The organism is Paenibacillus sp. JZ16 (assembly GCF_015326965.1).
Classification (GTDB): domain Bacteria; phylum Bacillota; class Bacilli; order Paenibacillales; family Paenibacillaceae; genus Paenibacillus_AQ.
On the sequence record NZ_CP017659.1, the window covers coordinates 1,383,615 to 1,406,615 of the forward strand.

The 23,001-nt window shown below is 50.6% G+C and carries 19 protein-coding genes; 1 reads left to right on the forward strand and 18 read right to left on the reverse strand.

Annotated features, from left to right (window positions below; genetic code table 11):
* Positions 1 to 4 precede the first annotated feature (4 nt).
* The 7 genes from BJP58_RS06040 to BJP58_RS06070 form a co-directional block, all read right to left on the reverse strand.
* Positions 5 to 772: an SDR family NAD(P)-dependent oxidoreductase gene (locus BJP58_RS06040; protein WP_194543214.1), complete on the reverse strand. Its 768-nt coding sequence runs from the start codon at positions 770 to 772 to the stop codon at positions 5 to 7.
* Positions 773 to 787: 15 nt separating this feature from the next.
* Positions 788 to 2,659, reverse strand: a complete 1,872-nt coding sequence (locus BJP58_RS06045) for a cache domain-containing sensor histidine kinase (RefSeq protein WP_194543215.1) — start codon at positions 2,657 to 2,659, stop codon at positions 788 to 790.
* A complete protein-coding gene (locus tag BJP58_RS06050) occupies positions 2,656 to 3,705 on the reverse strand; it encodes a response regulator transcription factor (protein WP_194543216.1) in 1,050 nt (349 codons plus the stop codon). Before BJP58_RS06050 ends, BJP58_RS06045 begins: the two co-directional genes overlap by 4 nt.
* Positions 3,706 to 3,815: 110 nt before the next feature.
* Positions 3,816 to 5,402 carry an extracellular solute-binding protein gene (locus BJP58_RS06055; protein WP_194543217.1) on the reverse strand — a complete coding sequence of 529 codons (1,587 nt, stop codon included), beginning with the start codon at positions 5,400 to 5,402 and terminating at the stop codon, positions 3,816 to 3,818.
* A gap of 125 nt (positions 5,403 to 5,527) precedes the next feature.
* Entirely contained in the window at positions 5,528 to 6,400 is an 873-nt protein-coding gene (locus tag BJP58_RS06060; protein WP_194544845.1) for a carbohydrate ABC transporter permease, read from the reverse strand.
* An 18-nt stretch (positions 6,401 to 6,418) separates the two neighbouring features.
* Positions 6,419 to 7,384: an ABC transporter permease gene (locus tag BJP58_RS06065; protein WP_194543218.1), complete on the reverse strand. Its 966-nt coding sequence runs from the start codon at positions 7,382 to 7,384 to the stop codon at positions 6,419 to 6,421.
* Between the two features lie 6 nt (positions 7,385 to 7,390).
* Positions 7,391 to 7,573 carry a tautomerase family protein gene (locus tag BJP58_RS06070; RefSeq protein ID WP_071218573.1) on the reverse strand — a complete coding sequence of 61 codons (183 nt, stop codon included), beginning with the start codon at positions 7,571 to 7,573 and terminating at the stop codon, positions 7,391 to 7,393.
* 259 nt (positions 7,574 to 7,832) lie between these two features.
* On the opposite strand from BJP58_RS06070, the gene BJP58_RS06075 reads away from it, so the two are divergent.
* A complete protein-coding gene (locus BJP58_RS06075; RefSeq protein WP_194543219.1) occupies positions 7,833 to 9,026 on the forward strand; it encodes a glycoside hydrolase family 88 protein in 1,194 nt (397 codons plus the stop codon).
* Between the two features lie 25 nt (positions 9,027 to 9,051).
* Here BJP58_RS06075 and BJP58_RS06080 read toward each other — a convergent pair whose 3' ends face one another.
* The 11 genes from BJP58_RS06080 to BJP58_RS06130 all read right to left on the reverse strand — a co-directional run bounded on the left by BJP58_RS06080 (position 9,052) and on the right by BJP58_RS06130 (position 22,972).
* Positions 9,052 to 10,134: a sensor histidine kinase gene (locus tag BJP58_RS06080; RefSeq protein ID WP_194543220.1), complete on the reverse strand. Its 1,083-nt coding sequence runs from the start codon at positions 10,132 to 10,134 to the stop codon at positions 9,052 to 9,054.
* Positions 10,131 to 10,823, reverse strand: coding sequence for a response regulator transcription factor (locus BJP58_RS06085; RefSeq protein WP_194543221.1), 693 nt, complete (start codon positions 10,821 to 10,823; stop codon positions 10,131 to 10,133). The genes BJP58_RS06080 and BJP58_RS06085 overlap by 4 nt, the downstream gene beginning before the upstream one ends.
* A gap of 159 nt (positions 10,824 to 10,982) precedes the next feature.
* On the reverse strand, positions 10,983 to 11,822 hold the full coding sequence (locus BJP58_RS06090; protein ID WP_113056623.1) for a sugar phosphate isomerase/epimerase family protein: 840 nt from the start codon (positions 11,820 to 11,822) through the stop codon (positions 10,983 to 10,985).
* A gap of 3 nt (positions 11,823 to 11,825) precedes the next feature.
* The gene (locus BJP58_RS06095) at positions 11,826 to 12,896 is read right to left on the reverse strand and encodes a Gfo/Idh/MocA family protein (protein ID WP_194543222.1); all 1,071 of its coding nucleotides are present in this window, start codon (positions 12,894 to 12,896) and stop codon (positions 11,826 to 11,828) included.
* Positions 12,897 to 13,081: 185 nt separating this feature from the next.
* Complete coding sequence (gene mglC / locus BJP58_RS06100) at positions 13,082 to 14,101, reverse strand: galactose/methyl galactoside ABC transporter permease MglC (RefSeq protein ID WP_194543223.1); 1,020 nt, start codon at positions 14,099 to 14,101, stop codon at positions 13,082 to 13,084.
* Positions 14,079 to 15,611 carry a sugar ABC transporter ATP-binding protein gene (locus BJP58_RS06105; RefSeq protein ID WP_194544846.1) on the reverse strand — a complete coding sequence of 511 codons (1,533 nt, stop codon included), beginning with the start codon at positions 15,609 to 15,611 and terminating at the stop codon, positions 14,079 to 14,081. Before BJP58_RS06105 ends, mglC begins: the two co-directional genes overlap by 23 nt.
* A 116-nt stretch (positions 15,612 to 15,727) precedes the next feature.
* Positions 15,728 to 16,780 (reverse strand): galactose ABC transporter substrate-binding protein, encoded by a 1,053-nt coding sequence (locus tag BJP58_RS06110; RefSeq protein ID WP_071218587.1) that lies wholly within the window; start codon positions 16,778 to 16,780, stop codon positions 15,728 to 15,730.
* Between the two features lie 171 nt (positions 16,781 to 16,951).
* Positions 16,952 to 17,953, reverse strand: coding sequence for a substrate-binding domain-containing protein (locus BJP58_RS06115; RefSeq protein WP_194543224.1), 1,002 nt, complete (start codon positions 17,951 to 17,953; stop codon positions 16,952 to 16,954).
* Positions 17,946 to 19,775 carry a cache domain-containing sensor histidine kinase gene (locus BJP58_RS06120; protein ID WP_194543225.1) on the reverse strand — a complete coding sequence of 610 codons (1,830 nt, stop codon included), beginning with the start codon at positions 19,773 to 19,775 and terminating at the stop codon, positions 17,946 to 17,948. Before BJP58_RS06120 ends, BJP58_RS06115 begins: the two co-directional genes overlap by 8 nt.
* A 5-nt stretch (positions 19,776 to 19,780) precedes the next feature.
* Positions 19,781 to 21,415 carry a response regulator gene (locus tag BJP58_RS06125; RefSeq protein WP_194543226.1) on the reverse strand — a complete coding sequence of 545 codons (1,635 nt, stop codon included), beginning with the start codon at positions 21,413 to 21,415 and terminating at the stop codon, positions 19,781 to 19,783.
* Between the two features lie 198 nt (positions 21,416 to 21,613).
* The gene (locus BJP58_RS06130; protein WP_194543227.1) at positions 21,614 to 22,972 is read right to left on the reverse strand and encodes an MATE family efflux transporter; all 1,359 of its coding nucleotides are present in this window, start codon (positions 22,970 to 22,972) and stop codon (positions 21,614 to 21,616) included.
* Positions 22,973 to 23,001 lie beyond the last annotated feature (29 nt).

The following is a 23,001-nucleotide window of genomic DNA, read 5'->3' on the forward strand; positions in this document are numbered from 1 at the left end:
TCCCTCATCGCATGAACATGCCGCCGTTAATTTCGATCGTCTCCCCCGTTAGATAAGAGGACAGCTCCGAGACGAGGAACAGAACGGAGCCGGCGACATCGTCCGGGGTACCCTCCCGCCCCAGCGGAATGCCCTTGATCGTTGCTATTCGCGCTTCATCCGGGGTAAAGGTGGCGTGAAACGCCGTCTGTCCGATAAATCCCGGCGATACGGCATTCACGTTAACTCCGCTTGAAGCGAGCTCCTTCGCTAGTCCCTTGGTATAGCTCAGGACGGCCGCTTTGCTGGCAGCATAAATGCTTGCGCCGGGTCCGCCACCGTTATGTGCCGCAACGGAGGTCATGTTGACAATGCGACCTTGACCGGCGGCTTTCATGCCCGGAATGACGGCTTTGCTCATGAATACCGTGCTTTTCATATTCACATCCATGACCTTGTTGTAGAGCTCCTCGGTCATTTCCGCATTCGCCAGACGCTCAACCAAATGCCCCGCATTATTAACCAGGATCGTAACCGGTCCGCCAAATGCCTTCTCCACATCAGCTACAAGCGCCTCTGCCTGCTCCACATGCGTAACGTCTGCACGAAAAGCATACGCCTCGCCGCCAAAACTTCGAATCTCCGCCACGGCTTCTTCGGCGGCTTCCTTGCTGTTCAGGTAATTCAGCGCGACCTTGGCTCCGCTTCTTGCCAGCCTTAATGCTACCGCACGACCGATCCCTCCACTCGAACCTGTGACTAAAGCGATGTTACCCGATAAGTTAATATGCATATTAATCCCTCCTGATTAGGTTTGCAGCTGTTTCAGTCTGCATTCTTGATCACGCACTCTTTCCATTCGCGGCATTGTCATGATGATTTTTGTACCTTGATCCGGCGAACTATGAACTGTAATTCCGTACTCTTCGCCGTAAACCATCTGAATTCGCCGATGGACATTAACGATGCCGATTCCGCCCTTGCGCCGGACATGCATTCCGTCGTCATCGTCCACCAGACGGTTTTCCTCGAGCCTCTTACGCAGCTTAAGAAGCTTATGGTCCGCTATTCCTGCTCCGTTGTCCTCTACCATAACCAGCAAATTGTCCTGTTCTATTCTCGTGTCAATCCGAATGTAATGCCAAACTTCGATCCCTTCCGGAAAAGCATGCTGAAAAATATTCTCGACAATCGGCTGCAAGGAGAGCCTGACCATCTTCTCCAATAGGAGCTCGGGCGGCGTCGCCACCTCGATCTCGAAATCGCGCCCGATGCGATGCTTCAATATCATCATGTAATGCCGTACATGATTGAGCTCGTTGGCAATGGTGATCTCCTCCAGGTTCGTCTGGATGGAGTATCGAAGCATGAAAGCCATCGCCTCCACCATGTCCGAGATCTCGTCGGAATCCTGAACGATCGCATAACAATTGATCGTTTCCAGCGTGTTGTACAGAAAATGCGGATTGATCTGTAATTGGAGCGCCTGAAACTCTGCCCGCTGGCGCTCCAGCTGGATGTCCTGCAGCTCCAGCTGCGTTTTCTGATTGTGGAGCTCCGTGTCATAAACCTGCTCGATCATATCGGACAAACGGCTGACCATGAGATTGTAGCTGTGGATCAATCCCCCGATCTCGTCCTCCCGCGGTTTCACGTCGGTGATATGCGTCCAGTTCCCCTTCTCCGTCTGCCTCATGCCGTTCTTCAGATTGCGGATCGGATTGACAATCGATTTGCCGAATCGATAGGCGAGAATGAGCGCAATGATCAGTGTAACGAAGCCTACGATAATCGTAGTGGACCGGATACCCGAAATCGGTGCCCGAAGCTCATCCAGCGGCATCATAATGACGAGGCTCCAGCCCGAATACTCCGACTGGCGCGTAATGATCATCGTTTTGTCGCCAAGCACCGGTTCTATGAATCGATGATCGCTCCTGGCGATAATACGCTCCGGCAGGTCGGTCGAAGTAATCGCGTCCATATCCACGTGCTCAGGTGCATAGACAACTTCGCCTTCGCGATCCAGGATAATGAAGAAGCCCTGCTCCCCGAGATCAACGCCGTTCCATAAACTCGACAGCTGGTCTTCATTGAACTCAACCGCAAGCACGCCTTTCACGTCGTACGAGTTCATTCCCCGGATTTTGCGCGCTACCGTAATGACATTGTCCCGATCCTTCTCCAGCAAGCTGGTCTTCAATATGACAATCTCCCCGTTCTCCGGCGTCTTCTCCGTGAGTTCGCGAAGGCGGCCTGACGGATCAATCGACATGGCGGAGAAGCTCTGATTTTGATCAAAAATCGCCCTGCCATGAAACCCGAGTATATACATCATGTGAGTCTGCGTCGGATATTGTATAAAGATCTTCTGAAAGACATCCTTACGGATAAGATTGGTAAATCGATAATGTTCATAGCTGTCGCTTGGGTCCATATCCAAAAAGCGTTTGACCGAATCCTGCAGCAAAATCGTATTGCTGATCCGCTCGAATATCTGCAACTGGTTATCCGTTTGCCTTGCCGCGTTCGTGATAACAGTGGTCATATACTTCTCGACCTGTTCATCAATCGCTTCGGATGATTTGATATAGAAGAATACGCCAACCGTAGAAAGCGAGAACAATATAACGATAAAGAAGTACAAGAAGATTTGACGAGACAGGCTCTTGCGCATCATTCGATCCCCAGCAGCTCCCGGTATTCGGAAGGGGTGTAACCGGTGACCTTCTTGAAGGTCTTTGTAAAATGGGGATGATCCGCGTACCCTACTTCGAACGAAATATCCGTAATTTTATAATGCGGAAGGGCGAGGAGCTTCTTCGCTTTCTCCATTCGTTTCTTGATCCGGTAATGGACAAAGGTCTCATCCGTCATCTGTTTAAACAACTGACTGAAATAGGACGGGTTGAGCCCAAGCATATCGGCAACCTCATCGAGTGAGAGATCACGGGATAAGTTGCGCTCGATATATGCCTTCGCTTCTTCTACAGGCTCTTTGGCATTTCCTTTCCGCTTGTCGCGTATGAGCTTCACCGTCTGATCCACGGCTTGACGAAATCTCTCGAAATAATGATGGTTCCCTCCGGGCGCAGACCCCGTGATGCCTGTCATACGTTCGAACGAATACACATCCCGGCCGTTTAACTGCTTGATCAGTTTCGCATACAGTTCTTCCAGCAGTTCCTGAAGCTGAATCGATTCAAGCCTGCGCTCGTTGCAGTAATCCTCGATTTCTTGCAGCTTGTGCTGGATATCGTTCATTTGTAAATGCCATACGGCCAGTTCCAGCTGCTCCAGCCAATCCTCCAGCTTGGAGAGTGGAAAATAAATCCGCTGCTTCTCCTGCATGGACTTTCGATCCGCCATCAATTTATTCATGGTGTTATGTACCACCGATTTGGTCACAGGCTTGAGCAGATACTCCTTAACTCCATACGACATGCATTTCTGGGCGTATTCGAAATCACCGTAACCGGAGATGACAACGACCGTGATATCGGCGTATGCTTCATAAAGCTGCTTGCTTAGCTCCAGGCCGTCCATCTTGGGCATTTTAATATCCGTAAAAATGAAGTCCGGTCGTGCCGTCTGAATCGCTTCCAATGCTTCCATGCCGTTGCCGGCCGTTGCAGCTTGAATCATGGCTGGATCCGTCTGCGTGATCAGTTTCGCCAAGCCCGTCCTTATCATAGGTTCATCATCAACGACCAGAATGCGGTACATTACCCATTCCCCTTTCAAGACAGCGAGAGTAGTCTAGCTTTAGCAAGATACTCCTCTGCTTAGGCAAGCAGAGGAGTCATTCTTCAACACTATACTAAAACATGCTCTGCCTATTCGAAAGCGTTTTCTTTCTCGTTATATCGTTTCGTAGCCTCCTCAATAATCTCGTTGCCCCCTTTGGACAGATACTCCTCGAGCACCTTGCCGTAGTTATCAATAGGCTCCCTGCCGTATACCATGCGGAGCACATGCTCCAGAATCAGCGGCGGCAGTTCATCCGACTTCGGATTCAGCTCCGGATATTTCACCATCGCCTCCAGTCGCGGATCGAATTCAATGCCGCGGCGACCCTCGTTCGAAAGCATGTTATCAAAAGCATCTATCAGCTCTTTGCCGGAATCGGACAACTCGGATACGCGTTTGTTATAGGTTGTATCCTGCACCAGCCACAGCCAGTAGTTCAGATAACGCATCTTATCGGCACCTGCCGCGTCCGTCGGAACCTCGAAGACCGGCTTGCCGTCGGTTACCTGGTAATCCTCGCCTTCAATGCCGAAGCTGAAGAACAATTCTGCATCTTCGCTGACCATCCAATTGAAGAACTTCACGATATCCTCGGCTTTATCCTTCGCCTTCGCATTGATGAAGAAGGAGCGCGTCACCGGATTGTAATGAGCATATCCCCCTTTGCCGTCAGGCCCTACCGGCGAAGGAATCAACGCTACTGTCGCGTCCGGGACATTCTCCTTCAGCTGGGTGCCCCAAATCGGAAGCTCATTCGCGTTCATGGACCACATGCCGGCTTTGCCGCTCGTGACGATGGATTTGAAGTCCGCGCTTTCAATCGTCGCGAATTCCTTGCTGATCAATCCTTCCTCGTGCATCGTCTTATAAATCTGAATAGCTTGCTTCATATTTTCTTCATCGAAGAAGGTTGGCTTTACTTTGCCGTCCGGGAACACCTTGAATTGGTTCAGGTAACCCAGCACGTCATAGGCACCGAAGAAGGTATCCGCGTATTTGAAATTCTGGCGTCCGGCATAAGGCTGCTCCACCCCGGCTTCTTTGAACGCGCGCAGCACATCCATCGTCTCTTCCACCGTTGTCGGGATCTCCTTGCCTACTTTCTCAAGCAGGTCGGTCCGAATCCATGTGGCTCGTCTGGACGGATTGGACAAGATTTCGGGAATCCCGTAGATATTGCCCGTCTTGGAATCCGTCATCCGCTTCCAGGCTTCCTCGGGTATAAACTTGAGCAGGTCCTGCCCATGCTCCTGCAGGAGGTCGTTCAGCGGGAGAAAGACTCCGTTCTCCACGGCACCCGCCAGCTCGGGACCGCTGATTCCGCCAGTGCCCTGCACCACATCCGGAATGTCGTTTGTCGCAAACATTTGCACCATTTTATCCTGATATTCGTTATGCGGAATCAGGCGGATATCCAGATCCGTGTTCGTCCTTTTCTCTAGCTCCAGCACGTACTTATCCTTGTTGATATCCGGATTCTTCTCGACGTAGGATACGTTAAGCGTCCGCATCGAAATGGAGAATTTCGTTGGCCCTGCTTCACTTCCGCCTTGCCCGTTGCTGTCACCTCCGCCGGCATTGGCTCCCCCGCCTCCGCCATTATTGCCCGAACAGCCAACGAGCAAGGCCAGTACGAGACCTGACGTAAGCATACGTGTCCAACTTTTTCTCATGAATACCCCTCTTTTCAAGCTAATATAGTCGCTCATAATAGCGCTTTCAAACTTAATATCAGTATAGAGAGCCGTCTGGGCGGGAACAAGGAATGTCTTTGGCTCGGTTTGTCGTTTTTTTAGGATTACTCTTTGATCGATCCAATCATCATCCCATGAATGAAGAAGCGCTGCAGAAACGGATACAAGAGAATGATGGGCACTGTGGCTACCAGAATAACCGCCATTTGTATGCCTTGTACGGACTGGGAACTTGCCTCGAATGCAAGGTTCCCCGTATCGGTCAGGCCCTCGTTCACCAGAAGCTCCCTTAATTTGACCTGCAGCGGATACTTGGCGCGATCATTGATATAGTAGAGGGCGTCCATGTATTTGTTCCAATTGGTTACGGAGTAGAATATCCCTACTGTCGCCAGCGCTGGTTTGGATAATGGAAGCACGATGCTCCATAGCGTACGGATCTCGCTGCACCCGTCAATTCGGGACGAATCGATCAATTCGCTCGGAATTTGGGTGAAGAAGGTTCGAAGCACAAACAGATTGAATGCGCTGATCGCCGATGGCAGCATCAAAGACCATAACGTGTTGACGAGATTCAGCTCGCGCATCAGAATGAATTGCGGGATCAGCGGTGCTGTGAAAATCATGGTCATCAGGATGATAATCATGATCGTTTTTCTGCCCACGTATTCGGGCCTGGAGAGCGGATACGCCAGCGAAGCGGTTGCTGCCAGATTGATGAAGGTTCCGAATAGCGTAATGTAGACGCTGATCCCGAATGCCCTCCAAATGGAGATATCGTTGAACACATGCTGGTAGTAGGCAAAGGTAAACTCCACCGGCCAGAACATCACTTCTCCGCGATCGATAGCGCCCGGGCTGCTGAACGACTGGGCAATGACATTAAGAAAAGGGAGCAGCATGGTGAGTGCAAGAAAGGTAAGGATGATATAGTTCACGACGAGAAACAGTTTTCTGCCTGCACTGTCATATTTCACGTTGGTTGTCACTCCCCTCTAATACAGCGACTCGCCGGTCGCTTTCTTGCTGATGGTGTTTGCAATGGAAATCAGGAACAAGCCGACAACCGATTTGAACACCCCGATGGCGGTTGCATAACTGTACTGAAGCTGCTGCAAGCCGGCTTTGTATATGTACGTGTCCAAGATTTCGCTGGACTGAATGTTGAGCGGGTTCTGAAACACGAATACGCGTTCAAACCCATAATCCATGAAGTCCCCGATTTTGAGCAGGAACAGGATCGTTATCACGGGAAGCAGCGCCGGCAGGGTGATGCTGAGCGTCTGGCGCCATCTCCCCGCTCCATCGATTTCGGAGGCTTCGTAGAGGTCCGGATTAATGCCTGCGAGCGCCGCCAGATAAATGATGGTCCCCCATCCGACATCTCTCCATAGTCCTGAGCCCACCAATACCGTTCGAATGTAAGAATCTTCGCCTAGGAAATAGATTGGATCGATACCGAACCAACCGAGCATTACGTTCACGATCCCCGATGATGGAGAAAGGATCCCCACAAAGATACCGCTTACAATGACCCACGACAGAAAATGCGGCGCATAGAAAATCGTCTGGACAATTTTCTTGTAAACGACCTGGCGCACCTCATTGAGTAATAAAGCCAAAACGATGGGGGCAGTAAAAGCAAACAGAATGTCATATGTACCCAGCAGAAGCGTATTCCGCAGAATTTTCAAAAAATCATAGTGCTGGAACATTCGTTGAAAGTGCTCAAGCCCCACCCAGGGACTTCCCGTCACGCCTGCAAACAGATTGTAGTTCTGAAATGCGATCACGGAGCCCATTAACGGAACATACTTGAATAATCCGAAGAACAGCAGTCCCGGCAGCGATATGAAATACAGCGCTCTGTATTTCCACATGAAGCCGAGTATTCTTCTGCGATTATCGATCTTTCCCTCCAGCCTTGGGCTAACTGCTGCTGCTTTGCTTGGCTCGGCCATCTGTCTTCACCTCTTGTTTCTCAAATTGGCCGGTGCGTTGTCATCAATCGGAATTTCGTCAAACTGAATGCTGATAAATTCAGGCTCACGATCAATGATCCGTGACAGCTCCTTTGTAAAAACATCAACGATTTCGTTCTTCTGCTCATCCGTGCGTCCTTCATACAATTTAATCGTAATTTGCGGCATCGCTTTCGCCTCCTTAGGAATGATGATGTGATGAATATCCTTATCCTATAAGTTTTCATGACCGGGCAGCAATGGAAGAAGATCGGTTCCTTTGTGTTTTTTTTAGGTGGATCGGCCGCTTGTGTTTTTTTAAGATCGACTTGTTATTTCAATAGTTCTTAAGCTGTATATGTAGAATTTGCCAGCATTCTATGGAACAATGGATCAAAGCAGTTGCGACAATGAGCCAAACGATGACATCAGTTTTGGGAGGTTAGCGATGAACGGACAACAACAGGAAACGATATCGCCCTATTCGCTATTATGGGGGCAATTGGAAAGGAAACTGTCGCGAATGACCGGACAGCTTCAAGGCAAAGTTCCTCATGCAACAAAGAACGGAATCTATGATTCCACCCGGATCGACTGGTGGACCTCCGGTTTTTGGCCGGGAATGCTCTGGATCATGTATGAGATGACCAAACAGCCGCAGTATAAGGAGTGGGCTTGGGAATGGGATATTCAGCTTGAACACGCGCTTATCGGAGACAGTAATTTCCACCACGATGTCGGCTTTCAATTTCTGCCGACTGCCGTCATCAAATATAAGCTGACCGGCGATGTGGATGCCAGGCGGAGAGGATTGTTGGCCGCTACCCTGCTGGCAGGGAGGTATAACCCGGTCGGGAGATTCATACGTGCTTGGAATCAGGTGAAACCCACTTCATGGAACCATGGGAATGAAGGCTGGTCCATTATCGACTCCACCATGAACCTCTCCCTCCTATTCTGGGCTTCCGAGGAGAGCGGTGACCCGAGATTCGCTCATATCGCCAGAGCCCAAGCGAATACGGTTGCCGAGTTTTTCATAAGATCGGACGGCTCCGTTCGGCACATCTGCCGATTTGATCCGTTAACGGGAGAATTTATCGAAGCGTTGGGAGGACAAGGCTATGGTCCGGAATCTGCTTGGAGCCGGGGAGCGGCCTGGGCATTGCATGGCATGGCTAACACCTATCGCTATACCCGCGATATTCAGTACCTTGAAGCCGCCAAGCGGGTTGCCCATTTCTTCATAGCTTCTCTTGAGGAGGATTCCATACCCCGCTGGGATTTCCGTACGGAGCGCAAGGAGATGGAACCATCCGCTCATGAAGAGACGGAAGCATCCCCGAAGACTACCGAGCCCCGGGATACGTCAGCAGCATCCTGCGCCGCTTCCGGTCTACTTGAACTCGCGGACCTGGTGCCTATAACCGAAAGTTCTCTGTACCGTGAAAGTGCCTTGCGTATCATCAACTCCTTAACGGCCCATTACGCCGAATGGGATGACCCCGCTTATGAAGGCATACTGAAGGAAGCCACAGGACATCTGCCTGCCGGACAAAATATAAACGTTTCGCTGATCTATGGAGATTACTATTATGTTGAGACCGCTGCCAAGTTAATGGGATGGAAAAACCGGATCTTCTGATCCGGTTTTTTGCGTGTCCATCCATCTACTCTTCTTTAGGTATCCGGATATAGAAACAGCTGCCGCCCGCATGCTTCCCTCCGCTCTCAGCCCATACCTGACCGCCATGTGCAGATACCAGCTGCTTGACGATGGCAAGCCCCATACCGCTCCCGCCACTTGACCGATTCCTTGATTTATCGCCCCGATACAGCCTTTCGAAAATATACGGCAGATCGGAGGAAGAGATCCCCTGACCTGAATCCTGTATTCGAATCAGGGCATGTGCCCCTTCGTCCACGAGCTCGGCTTGTACCGTTCCTCCAGCTGGCGTGTAGTGCACGGCATTGCTTAACATGTTGATCAGAACCTGGAGCATTCGGTCGGCATCCACCTCGGCTAGAATCGTCGAACCGCCGACATATTGCAGGTCCACCTTTTTTTCATAATACATTGCAGTCGCCAAGGTGATGGCCCTCTCCATAATATAGCCAAGATCCTGCTTGGATCGGGATAGCTGAAACTCGGGTGATTCCATGTCATGCAGATCCTCAAGCTCCGTTACAAGCTGAATCAATCGATCAATCTCTTCAAGACACGTTTGAAACCGATCTGCGGTCGGCTCCCAGATCCCATCCTCAAGTGCACGGGTGTGACTCTTTAATGTGGTTAACGGCGTTCGCAATTCATGTGCGATATCTTGGGTCATATTCCTGCGCAGCAGCTCCTGCTTCTGTAACTGCACAGCCAGTTCGTTCAGTGAAGAACCAAGTCCCGCGATTTCATCGTACCCTTTGGTTGTCACACGGATGTCCCAATTCCCCCGCGTCATCATCTCAGCCGCTCGTTTCATCTGGACGAGGGGAGCCGATATTCTCTTCGCAACGTATATGCCGATCACGGAAGCAATGGCAATCGATAGGAGACATGTCAATATGATGGATTGCATCTGCGCTTGCTCCAAATGGTAATTCAGCTCAGCCATTCCATCATGCACGGATGATTGCTGCTGGAACATGGCGATATGATAATGGTTGGTCACAATATTGATTACGGTAAACACGATCAATATCCCTGCCGTGATACTGATGATGATAGCGGCAAGCCTCAGGTCCAGACGATGCTTCAAGCCCTATCACCTCCAAAGCGGTATCCGAATCCGTATACGGTGATGATATATTGGGGCTGCCTAGGGTCGGATTCAATCTTTTGCCTCAGATTCTTGATATGCTGATCAATAATTCGGATGTCGCCGATAAAGTCATAGCCTAACACGCGATCAACCAGTTCTTCGCGCGAGAAATTGCGCTGGGGGTACTTGGCCAACAGAAGCAGCAATTTGTATTCGCTTGGCGTCAAGTTTACAACCTGTCCATGGCAGGTAACTTCGTGTTTCATCGAATGAATGGCCAGCGCGCCTTGGTGATACACAATTACGTCCGCCAGGAGCTTGCTGTCATCTCCTCTTCTCAGAACGGCCTTGACTCTTGCTACAACTTCCCGAGGGTCGAACGGCTTCACGATATAATCATCGGCTCCGATGGCAAACCCGCCAATCCGGCTGCTCTGGGCCATCTTTGCCGTTAACATGATAATGGGTACCGGGCTGAACGTTCGAATCTCCTGGCATATCCGCTCGCCATCCATATCCGGGAGCATGAGGTCCAATATAACAAGATCCACGGATTGCTCTCGCAGGAAATCGAACGCTTCGGCACCGTTGGCCGCTTCCAGCGTCAGATAATGTTCTTTGTTCAGGTAGGATACAAGAACTTCTCGAATATTCGGTTCATCATCCACGATTAATATGGTCTTCATTCCGGTTTCTCCTTATAGTATCCTTCATCAATACAAGTCAACTTTAACATAAGACTCCATTGTAACTGAAACTTGTGAAGATTCGATGAGGATGAACCAAGAAACCCCTTAGCCCATGACATTCATAGGTGCAGCTGTTGTCTATAGGTCTGAAGCTCGTCATAACTTGGCCGCTTCGATCCGGGACTTCAAATAAGAGATGCTTTGCGGCACTTCACGTTCATGCAAGCCATGAAGAATCAGCGGTCCACTGAAATGGGAAGCGTGCAGGAGCTTCATGTATGCTTCGTAGTCCAGTTCACCGGTTCCGGCTGCCCTATACTGTAATCCTTCCATAGTCGAATAATCTTTGGCATGGGCTATAATGACATGTTCACTGAGCAGCAACAGCGCTTGTTCAATTACCTCTGTTAAAGGCATCCCTTCGTTCGGGTGGAACAAATTCGCTGCGTCCAGAACTATTTTTAACCGGGGAGAATCCATCGTATCCAGCAGCCTTCTGGCTTTGACCGCATCGCTGATCACATTGGCGGGCTCAGGTTCGACAGCCAGCTCCAGCTCGTACTCGGCAGCGATATTCACTAATTCACGCATGGACGTAAGCAGGTCATCCCATGCTTCCGGTGAATTGTTGTCCGGATGTGCCCTCCACATATTGTCCTTATCCCTTGTGCCGGTACACAGGGTAATGACCGACGTTCCCATCGAATGGCACATGGCTGCCAAGTGGCGAAATCGTCGGATGTCATCCCGCAATCTCTGACGGTCCGGGTGAATCATATTGAAGGTCCCGGATACTGCGGCTATATGTAGATGCCGTTTCTCACATTCTTCTCTTATATACACCGCGGTTTCCAGATCGATCTCGTGCGGCAGTGATGGGAGACCCGCACAGGAAAGATTGAATTGAATGACACTCAGCCCGGTTGCTTTCACTGCGTCCAAATTCCCCTCCAGTGTCGGCCTCTCAAAAGTCTTGGAGAAAATGCCCAGCCTCATGCTTCATACACCTCCCGTTACGTCAGCCAGCCTCACCGTATCCCCGCTCTCCACCGATCGTGCAATCGCCGCCATGGCACGCATAGCAGCCACTCCATCCTCCAGATTGGCCCCTTTCATGGCAACCTGATTCAAAACCGTATCCGCAAAGCTTTCAACCTGCAGCTTGAAGAAATGGGCATCTTCCCCGAGCGGTCGATGATAACAACCATCCCGTGCCGAGAAGACTTCTACGTCGCTGGACTTAAAAAGCCAAGGATTATAGGTCTTGCCAATAATGCTTCCGTGTTCGCCGTAGATCTGAAAACCCTCATGCCAGTCCATCCGCACGGCAACCGTAAGATCCAGATGTCCTACAGCGCCCGAGGCATACTGCACCGTGACAAACCAGTTGTACGCTCCGAACTTCTGCGTGTTCCACGCCGTAACGCTTTCCATCTCTCCGCCTAAAAAACGAGCCGTATCCACCAGATGACTGCCATGCGTCAGCATGAAGTAACGCAGCTTATCCAGCTTCGGATTGCCTTCCGGCTTTAAAGCATTCGGACTATGCTGCACCATCGGCTGCACGTTGTCGGTGACCGTATATCGATAAGTTGAGTCGCAGTACCATGCTTTCAGCGCCAGCATCTCACCCATTTCTTGATCAATAAACTGCTTGGCATACGCGATGCCGGGGTCAAAGCGCTTCATATTTCCGATTTGGACAATACATCCGGTAGCCCCGGCCTTCTGCTGCAATTCCTCACACTCTTCGACGCTGACGCCCAGAGGCTTTTCCACTAGGACGTGCTTGCCCGCTGCAATGGCTTTAAGGGCAGCTTCCACATGAAATTGATCCGCGATGCCAATGATAACAGCCTCCACATCGGGATCGGCAAGCATTTTATCATAATCGCTGTAGATCTTGGCTGGCTGGTGGATTTCGGCCATGCGGCTCAGCAAATCCTCCGCGACATCGCATATCGCGTATAGCCTGGCATTGCGCGCTCTCCGGCAAGCCTCGAAATGTCCGTACTGCGATATGGGGCCACAGCCAAGAACCCCGATATTTAATTCCATCTTATCCATCATCAAATCAGCACCTCCTGTAATGGATGATTATAAAGAAAAACGTCTATCGACGTACTTTCTCGGAAGACAGACCGCGTTTAGAGGATGTTTTTCTTGCGATATCAGGAATGCCCGTGCTTCGTAGTTTATACTTTCTGATATCTTTACAAAAGCCGCAGGATATATTCCAGCGGCTTCTTTTGCTATTATTTTTTTGCCATGTATTTGCGAATATCAAATGCGACCGCTGCTACGATAATAAGCCCTTTAATGATCAATTGCCAGTATGGGCTGACACCGATAAAGGTTAATCCGTAATTGATGACGCCGAAGATAAGAACCCCGGCCATCACGCCCGGCACCGTGCCGATGCCTCCTGCAGTGGATACCCCTCCAACCACGCATGCGGCAATCGCATCCAGTTCATACATATTGCCGTAGTTATTCGTCGCGCCCCCGGTTCTCGCAGCCTCCAGTACGCCGGCGATGCCGTACAACGCACCGGAAATAGCGTAGATCGCTATCAGATTACGGGCTACATTGATCCCCGATACATGCGCCGCTTGCACGTTGCCGCCGATCGCATACATATTTTTGCCGAGACGGGTCTTGTTGAATATGACCCAGCAGATAAGTGCAACGAAGACGGCGATAATGACGATGTAAGGGAGAGAATACCCACCCCCGAAGTCGATGTAGCCGCTGCCCCACACGGTAAAGTCCGGTCTTAAGCCGCCGATCGGCTGGGATTGGTTCGGCTCCATATCAAAATAGATGGAGTTGACGCCATATATGCCGACCATCGTACCGAGTGTCGCTATGAACGGCGGCACATGCAGTTTAGCTACGATGAAACCATTGATGAACCCAACGATAAGTCCCGCTGCAATACCGATAAGGATCGGCAATACAACCGATACTTGAGGCAGGTCCGGGAAGAAGCGATTTGCGTATACATCCGTTTGCAGCATGGAAGCCGATACGACCGCCGTTAATCCGACAACGCGTCCTGCGGAGAGGTCAACCCCGCCGGTGATCAGAATGAACGCCGCGCCAAGCGCGATAATTAATCGGGTGGAGGATTGCTGCAAAATATCCCGGAGCGTGGAGAAGGCCAGAAAGTTGGGATCTGCAACGGCAATCCCGATAACGAGCAATATTAATACTACGAATATGGCACGCTGCGCCAAATAATCTTTAACCTTACCGATGGTTTGCGTATTCATCGACTTCCCCTCCCGAATCGGCTGACCGCTGCTGTGCGGCAAGCCGCATGATTTCCTCTTCGCTTGCTTCCTGCCCTGCCAGAATTCCCGTCAACCGCCCTTCACTCATCACCATGATTCGGTCGGACATACCAAGCAGTTCGGGCATTTCGGAGGAAATCATAATAATGCTCTTTCCTTGCTTGGCTAGCTGCGTAATGATGGAATAAATCTCGAACTTCGCGCCAACATCAATGCCACGAGTCGGCTCATCCAGCAGAAGGATCTCAGGCTCGGTCAGAAGCCATCTTGCCAGCAGCACCTTCTGCTGGTTCCCGCCCGACAGATTGCGAATCTGGGTATGGACCGAGGGCGTTTTCGTTCTAAGCTGCTCCACGTTCATACGCGCATCCTGGATTCCTCTGCGTTCATTTAACAGAAACGCCCAATTCTGATACCTGCGAAGATTGGCAATGACGGTATTCTCATAGACCGAGAGCACCGGGAATATGCCGGTAACCCTGCGCTCTTCCGTCAGCAGCGCCATGTTATTTTTCTTGGCGTCCGATGGTGATTTGATCTTTACCGGCTTCCCGTTGATCGATATAGTTCCGGAAGCCACCGGACGAAGTCCGAATATTGCTTCAATTAATTCCGTTCGCTGTGCGCCGACAAGGCCTCCGATGCCCAATATCTCCCCCCGTCTTAGCTCGAAGGATACATTCTGAAACGATTTCGGATTCGTGGAGCTTAATTGGCGAACCTGCATCCGGGTTTCGCCGGGAACGTTCACCCGTTCCGGATAGCGCTCCGTCAAATCCCGTCCCACCATGCGGGTGATAATCAAATCGGTTGTCAGCTCGCCGGCCTGCCAAGTCCCCACATATTTACCATCGCGCATAATCGTCACGTCATCGGATATGCGCAGGATTTCTTCCATTTTGTGCGAAATGTAGACGATCGACACCCCTTGCGAACGGAGCCTATTCATGATGTTGAACAGATGCTCCACTTCATTTCCGGTGAGCGATGAGGTCGGTTCATCCATTACAATCACCTTGGAGTGAAAAGACACCGCTTTGACAATCTCAAGCGATTGGATCTTGGATACAGACAGCGCTCCTGTTCTTGCCCTGGGATCGATATCGATATCGAGCTCGCGGAACAGGCGGAGCGTATCTTCTGCCATCTGTTTCTCGTTCACGAATTTCAAAGGCCAGAAACCCGTCATCGGAAATCTTCCCAGCCATATATTCTCCATCACGTTGCGGTGCGGCACGGGATGAAGCTCCTGATGAATCATGGATATTCCGTGATTCAATGCGTCCCTGGAGCTGTTGATGGTTACCTTGCTGCCGTTTAAATAAATGTCGCCTTCATCAGGCTTGTAGATGCCGAATAAACATTTCATCAGCGTTGATTTGCCGGCCCCGTTCTCGCCCATAAGCGCATGCACGGTTCCGGGTCTCACCTTGAACGTTACGTCGCTTAATGCCTGAACGCCTGGAAACGCCTTCGATATATTCCGCATCTCCAGCACATACGATTCCGCCACCTTGAATACCTCCTTCGCAGGCCGGGTGAAAAGAACCCAATATAAAGGGACAACGCTACGAATAGCTGCTGCCCCTTCCCATAACCCTGCTATTATTTCGCGTCGGCGATATTGTCTTTCGTTATTTTTTTGTAAGCGATCCATACATATTTGCCGTCGGTAATATCAAATCCGGTGTTGTCCTTGTTCGGCGTTTCTCCTTTGGATAGCGCTGCGGCAATCGCAACGGAAGCTTTACCCTGGCTCTTGGCGTCATTAAGCACGGTGCCGAGAAGCGTGCCGTCTTCCAGCGCCTGAATGGCCGGAGCTGTCGCATCTACACCCACGACCGGCATATACTTGTCGCCGCTGAAGTAACCCGCCGCTTTCAATGCTTCAATGGCACCGAGCGCCATATCGTCATTGTTGGCCAGAACCGCTTCAATCTTGTCGCCATGGGATGCAAGGAAGGCTTGCATCTTTTCCTGTCCCTTCACGCGGTCCCACATGGCGGTATCCACCGCTAGCGCTTCGACTTCGATCCCGGCATCTTGAATCGCCTGAACGGAGAATTTGGTCCTCAGCTCGGCATCCTGATGCCCCGGCTCACCCTGCAGCAATACATACTGCAGCTTGCCATCCCCGTTCTTGTCCGCCTTGGGATTGGCCTTCCAATAATCGACGATAAGCTGACCCGAAATCGTTCCGGATTCCTCCGCTTTTGCCCCTACGTAATACACCTTATCCCACTTGTTCATGTCTTCCGCGATCGGCTCCCGGTTCAAGAATACCACTGGCGTATTCGCAGTTTTTGCCTTATCGATAATGACGCCGGCGGCCGTCCGATCCACCGGGTTGATGATCATAGAGCTGTATTTCTTCGAAATGAACAGATCGATTTTCTCATTTTGGGTTGGCTGCGCATTTTGGCTATCCACGATATCCAGTTTGGCTACGCCATTCGCTGCATCGGACATCGCGTTCCGAACGCCTGTCATGAACGTGTCGTCGAACTTGTAAATTGCCACCCCGACTTGAGGTGTGCTGCCGCCTGCCGCCTCATCTTGCTTGCTTTCGCTGCCGGTTGAACTGCTCCCGCCGTTATTGCATGCCGCCGTGGTCAGCATCATGCCGGCTATAAGGATTAACAGCCATTTTTTCTTCACCTGGGTTGACCTCCCTGTTTCATTCGAATTTTCAGTGACGGATACGGCGTTCCTGCGCCATATCTTACTGTCTACCGCCATTATGCCGCAATGCTCCTGACATTCGAATTCAAAATCCTCATGCTTTCTAGCAAAATTCTCATCACTTTGCCTCTAATTTTCGCGATTTCTTTACTTCACAAATGGAAACAGAACCTTCTGATTATCCATCCAGAACATGTTGTCCGCATCAATCACCTTGGTCTCAAGCACAATCGGCTTATCATATTTCGAACCATCCAATACCTTCACAGCCTGTTCTACTCCCAGATATCCCGTGCTGAACCCGTTCTGCACAATGAGTTTATGAAGGATGCCATCCTGCAGAAGTTGAAGCTGCTCCAGGTCGCTTCCGAAGGTGACAATCTTGATCTTCCCCTGAACGTTCCGTCTTGCGACTTCTTTTGCCGCTCCCAAGGAGGCCTGAATATCGAGTGCCAGTATCCCGTCAACCGATTCCCGGTCCAGCAGCTGCTTGGCCGCCTGCCAGCATGCATCTTCACGTTTGCCGCATGCTGCCCCGTCCGCTATCTGAATCCCGCTAATTCCCGACAATACGCTTTTGGCTCCCTCTTCGCGGGCAATGAGGTCGGGATCCTCCCTGTCGGATCGAAGTATGGCGACAACTCCCCGATCGCCAAGTAAGTCGGCCAGCTGTTCACCCGCCTTGCGTCCGGCCGCCTCATTATGGATTGCGATGGCGGACAGGACACCTGTGGTCATTCGCTCATCATTCAAAGCAATGATGGGGACATCAGCTGCTGATGCCTGATCACCTAATTTCAACAGTACGGCTTCGGATGCCGGATCGATCAGAATCGCGGAGGAACCTTTCTCCAGCACCTTCAATGCAGCTTGCAGTTGCTCCGCTTCATCGTCACTAGGCTCCAGCGGGATATAATCAAGCACCATTCCGTATACCTTGGCAGCCGCCTCGGCGCCTAATCGGATGGCATCCCCCTGCTCTTCGGCGTGTATGGGAGCCACGAGTGCAATGTGCCGGAGTTTGGGCTCATTCTCATCTATGGTTGCGTCTGATGAACACGATGTTAAGAAGATCAAGGATAGAATGAGTACAACAAGACGGCCTTTCTGTACAATCGGTATCCATAACACACGCTTCATGCTAATCATGCTCCCGCTCCTCCCCTGACTCGTGAATAATCGGTATCCGTATGCGAACGGTCGTGCCCTCTTCAAGCTCGCTCTCATATTCCAGACCGTAACGGTGCCCATAATATAATTGGATCCGGTCATGAACATTTCGAACGGCCACGCCGGAGCCTGCCGTATTGATAAATGGAGCCGGATGTTGTCGCAGCGTTTCAACCTCTAATATCCTTTCAAGCATCTCGGGAGACATTCCGACCCCATTGTCCCTAACCGTCATCTCCAATAGATCGCCTTGTATAGCAGCCGTTATGTGAATATGTCCTTGATCCACCATATATTCAATGCCATGTACGATGGCATTCTCGATTAAGGGCTGAAGCACAAGCTTTAGCGTGTAGCAGGACTGCGCTGCCTCATCCGCTTCGATCAAAAAATCGAATTTCTGTTTATATCTCATCTGTTGGATGGTCAAATAATGCCTTGCATGCTCCAGCTCCTCACGGACGCTTATGGAGGTCTTCCCTTTGCTCAAGCTCAAACGAAACAGCTTCGACAAGGAAGTGATCATCGTAATGACTTCCTCCTTCTTGCTCATGCCCACCATGCGGACAACCGAATTCAAGGTGTTATATAAAAAATGCGGGTTGATCTGAGCCTGCAAGGCTTCCAGCTCGTATCTGCGCTTCGATTCCTGCTCTTTCACAATCTGTTTCATGAGCTGCCTGATCTTATCCAGCATCAGATTGAACCGACTGGACAGCTGTACCACTTCCAGTGGCCCCTGCATCGGGAGCTCCACGTTGAAATCGCCACGTTCCACCGCCTTCATCGTTCTGCCCATCCGGCGGATGGGGCGGGTCAGCATAGCCGAGAGAATCAGGGAAACTGCGATGGCAAGCACCAGAACCATCGCCACGACCTGAACCAGATAACGATTGACCTCTTCTCTTGTGGTCATGATTTCATCCAAATAGGAAACCCCAACGATTTTCCATCCTATATTAACGACTGATTTCACCGTGTTCAGCCGCTTGACTCCATCCGATTCATCAATGTAGCTGTCAGAGGAAGTAAGTGCCCGCTCAACACTCTCGTTTCGAAGCCCCATGTAAATTAATTGCTGCTGGGGATGATACACGATGTTTCCCGCTCCTTCATCGATGATATACGCATACCCCCGCTTACCCAAGCTAATGCGGCTGCTTAGCTCATCGATTTTCTTGAAGTTGATATCTACCAGCAGAATGACATATGTTGGCTCCCCGTTATGAACAACCGTAATTCCTTTGCTCATCGTGACAACCCATTTAAATGTATGGTCGTACAAATTCTGCACATGCGGCAGTGAGAAGCTCAGATGGTTGGAGACTCTCATGGCCGAGTGAAACCAGCTTTGTTCCGTCACCCGCGCGCTGGCCTTAACCGGCATAGCCGGATGGTTCCTCAGCATATCGCCCTGTTCATTAAATAACGCGATGGAGACGATGTCATCCCGGCTTCGCATGATGGTGTTCAGCTGTTGAGTAACCTGCTCATCGTCCCATTGCCCGTCAGCTAGCATGTTTTCCTCAATGGCCCGATACAGCTGTGCCATCCCGTCCACATAATCCTCGAGATTATAGCTTACTTGATCCACGATTTGCTGGGCATTCAGAAACACGCTTTGCTCCGCCGATCGGGAGAATTTATTGAACAACAGAACGGCTACCACGATCACGATCAGCAGAATAAATGCCGAAAAGGACCACATGATGATCGATTGAATGCTGTGTGCGCAAAATCGCCTAATCCATCGCTGAATGGTTGGTTTAATCGAGTTCCGCTTGGCATACGCGATTTTCACCAGATCTACCCCCTCGCTTGTGTCCGGTATTCCTTGGGCGAGATGCCGACCAACTTCTTGAAGCAGAAGCTGAAATAATTCGGATCGGCAAATCCGACACGCTCCGCGATTTCGAAGGCTCTAAGATCCGATGATCGAAGAAGCTCCTTAGCCGTTTCCATCCGAAGCTGCATCAAATACTGCACGTAGGTCATTTTGACTTCTCTTTTAAACACAGCGCTAAAATAGCCTGTACTAATATGAAGCTGCATGCACAGCTTCTGCAGAGATAATTCCGAATCAATGTAATGCTCCCGTGTATATTGGAGTGCCTTCTCCACAATGTCTTTGTACGCATGCTGCCTGGAGCTGGCAATATGCTTTCGTATGGTCAAACTAATGTCCTGCAGCCAGGCTTTAGCCTCCTGTAAGCCGGAAAACTTAAAGATCTCCGCATGCAGCTGAAATCCTGCGCCGAACAACGCCTCGATCTCAACCCCGGATTCTTTGGCCGATCGCAAGACGGCCGTTACAACCTCCAGAAGGTATACCTGAACGTCCTGAATGGTACATGAGGCGCCAATGAGTTCATCGAATATATGCGAAATGGCTTCGGTCAATTCCTCTTCGGTTCCGAGCTTTAGACTGCGGATCAGCGCTTGCTCCTTTAATTCATCCAGACGAACCCCCTCCGGTCTCGGACGCTCGACATCATCGATGAAAATGACTTTCTCGGCACCCAGAATCAACCGGTAGTCGAGCGCCAGCAGCGCACCCTGATATGAAAGCTTCAGGTCTGTTAGATTCCCCACCTGTGAGCCCACTCCAATCGTAACCGGCAGCTTCAAATAATGAAGAATGCTTTTTAATAAACGGTCAAGTGTCAACTGCAGCTCGCTAAACCACGCTTCTTCCTCCCTCTCATCATTCGCAATCAGCAGCACAATGCTGTCCTGATATATGAATGCGCTTACAAGAGATGAGGGATCCAGAAGCTCCTTCGCGATGTTCAGCATGGCATGCAGCATTAAATCCAAGTCTCCAGAATGGCGTAGGGAGGCTGAGGACGTTTGCTCCTTATCAACAGAAGCGGGATATAAGGCCATAACCGCAGCAAGGTAACAACCTCCATTCAAAGATAATTCGTAATTTCGAATCTTCTCCTCAACAATCGAGCGGGGTAATTTCCGGGTGAGCAGCGACGCAAGAAACGATTCCCGAAGCAATGGCAGGCTCGTGCGGTAATGCTCCTTCAACTGACGCACATCCTCGCGCTCTGCAACCTCCAAATCGATCTTGTCCTTGATCTTCCTCAATAGCTCCATAAAGCTTTCGGCTGAGAAAGGTTTAAGCAAATACTCGTCCACGCTGAGCGTAATCGCTTGACGGGCATAATCAAATTCATCGTATCCGGTTAAGATCACGATTTTGCACAGCGGCTGAAACTCTCTGAGCCATGAGGCCAGCTGGAGCCCATCCTGAAACGGCATACTGATATCGGTAATGACAACTTCCGGCTCCAATCGCTCCGCAAGCTCCACAGCCTCTCTCCCGTTCTCCGCCGTTCCCTCGATCGTGAATCCGCAGGCTTCCCACTGGATTTCCTGCACGAGTCCCTCTCTTACGTCGGCTTCATCGTCCACTAACAGCACTTTGTACAAGGCAACCCCTCCTGTTCTAATCTGTCAAATTTAGTTAAAAGAATCTAATGTGATCTTACCGCGGCCCATCCAAATTTGGAATGCATCATTTTCACGCTGCTTGAGGCAAAAAAAAGAACGAATGCATGGCTCTTGAACAACAGAGTGATTTCTGTTCGTTAAGTCATGATTCGTCCTGAACTCGATTGTATAAAATCCTTACGCCTGGGCCGGTATGGAGACGGGATTAGCAGGCGTGCCTAACCTTTTGATGCTCAGGTAGTAGGCAATGCCGAGCGGGATGACGGCTCCGAGCCAAGCCAGCGGGTTCGCCAGGCTTGCGCCGAGGAACCCGATCTGCGCGGTCAGGAAGATGGCAGCCAATACCCGCATGATCAGTTCCATGATGCCGGCTACGGTTGGGATAAAGCTCTGTCCCAGTCCCTGCAGCGTGAAGCGGTAGATGAACAACAGCGACAGAAGCAAATAGGTGCTTCCGTTCGATAAGAAATACAGCCTGCTAAGGGACAGCAATTCTCCCTGTCCATGACCGACAAAGAGGCTGACGGCTGCAGGACCCGCGAATATAACCAGCAACCCCACGGCGATGCTGAAAGATCCCGAGACCCATATACATTGTTTAACTCCAAGCTTGATTCGGTCTATGCGATTCGCACCGAAGTTCTGGGCCGCAAAAGTCGCCATCGTAATGCCAAAGGAACTCATGGGCTGCGTAGCGAGCATGTCAATCTTCTGAGCAGCAGTATATGCGGCTACGGCTGTTGCCCCAAGACCGTTAAGCGTAATCTGAAGAATGATGGCACCGATTGCAATGATGGAGGCTTGGAAGCCCATCGGGAAACCGACCCACATATGCCGGCGTATAAATGTCCTATCGATGGACCAATCAGCATTCTTGAATTGCAGAAGCGGAACCTTTTTATGAATGTATAACAAGCAGAGCAGGCAGGAGAACAGCTGCGATACCACCGTGGCAAGCCCTGCTCCGGCTACTCCCATCTTGAATACGAGAATAAATAACAGATCGAGTACGATATTCAGAATGCTTGCGACCACCAAGAATAGAAGCGGTGTCCGGCTGTCCCCAAGCGCTCTGAGCAAGTTCGCCAGCAGGTTGAACAGGACGGCTGCCCCAACACCCCAATTTATGACGATTAAGTACGAATAAGCATCATCCAGGATTTCTGCCGGCGTGTTCATCATGACGAGGACAGGCCTCGTGAATATGACACTCACAATGGTCAGGAAAACCGTGAATACAAGGCTAATCCATATACTCGTTCCCACGCTTTTGCGAACGCCCGCGATATCCTTGGCGCCAAAACGCTGCGCCGTTATGATGGATAAACCTGCCGTCAAGCCTTGGGCAAAGCCAATGACAAAAAACAAAATACTGCCGGTCGAGCCAACGGCCGCAAGTGCGTTCACACCAATGGTGCGCCCAACGATCAGGGTATCCGCCATATTATAAAATTGTTGAAAAATATTTCCGATTAAAAGCGGGATCGTAAACATGATGATCAGCTTGATCGGACTTCCTTGCGTCATGTCTCTCATGTAGATTCTCCTATGCCGTCACTAAACGT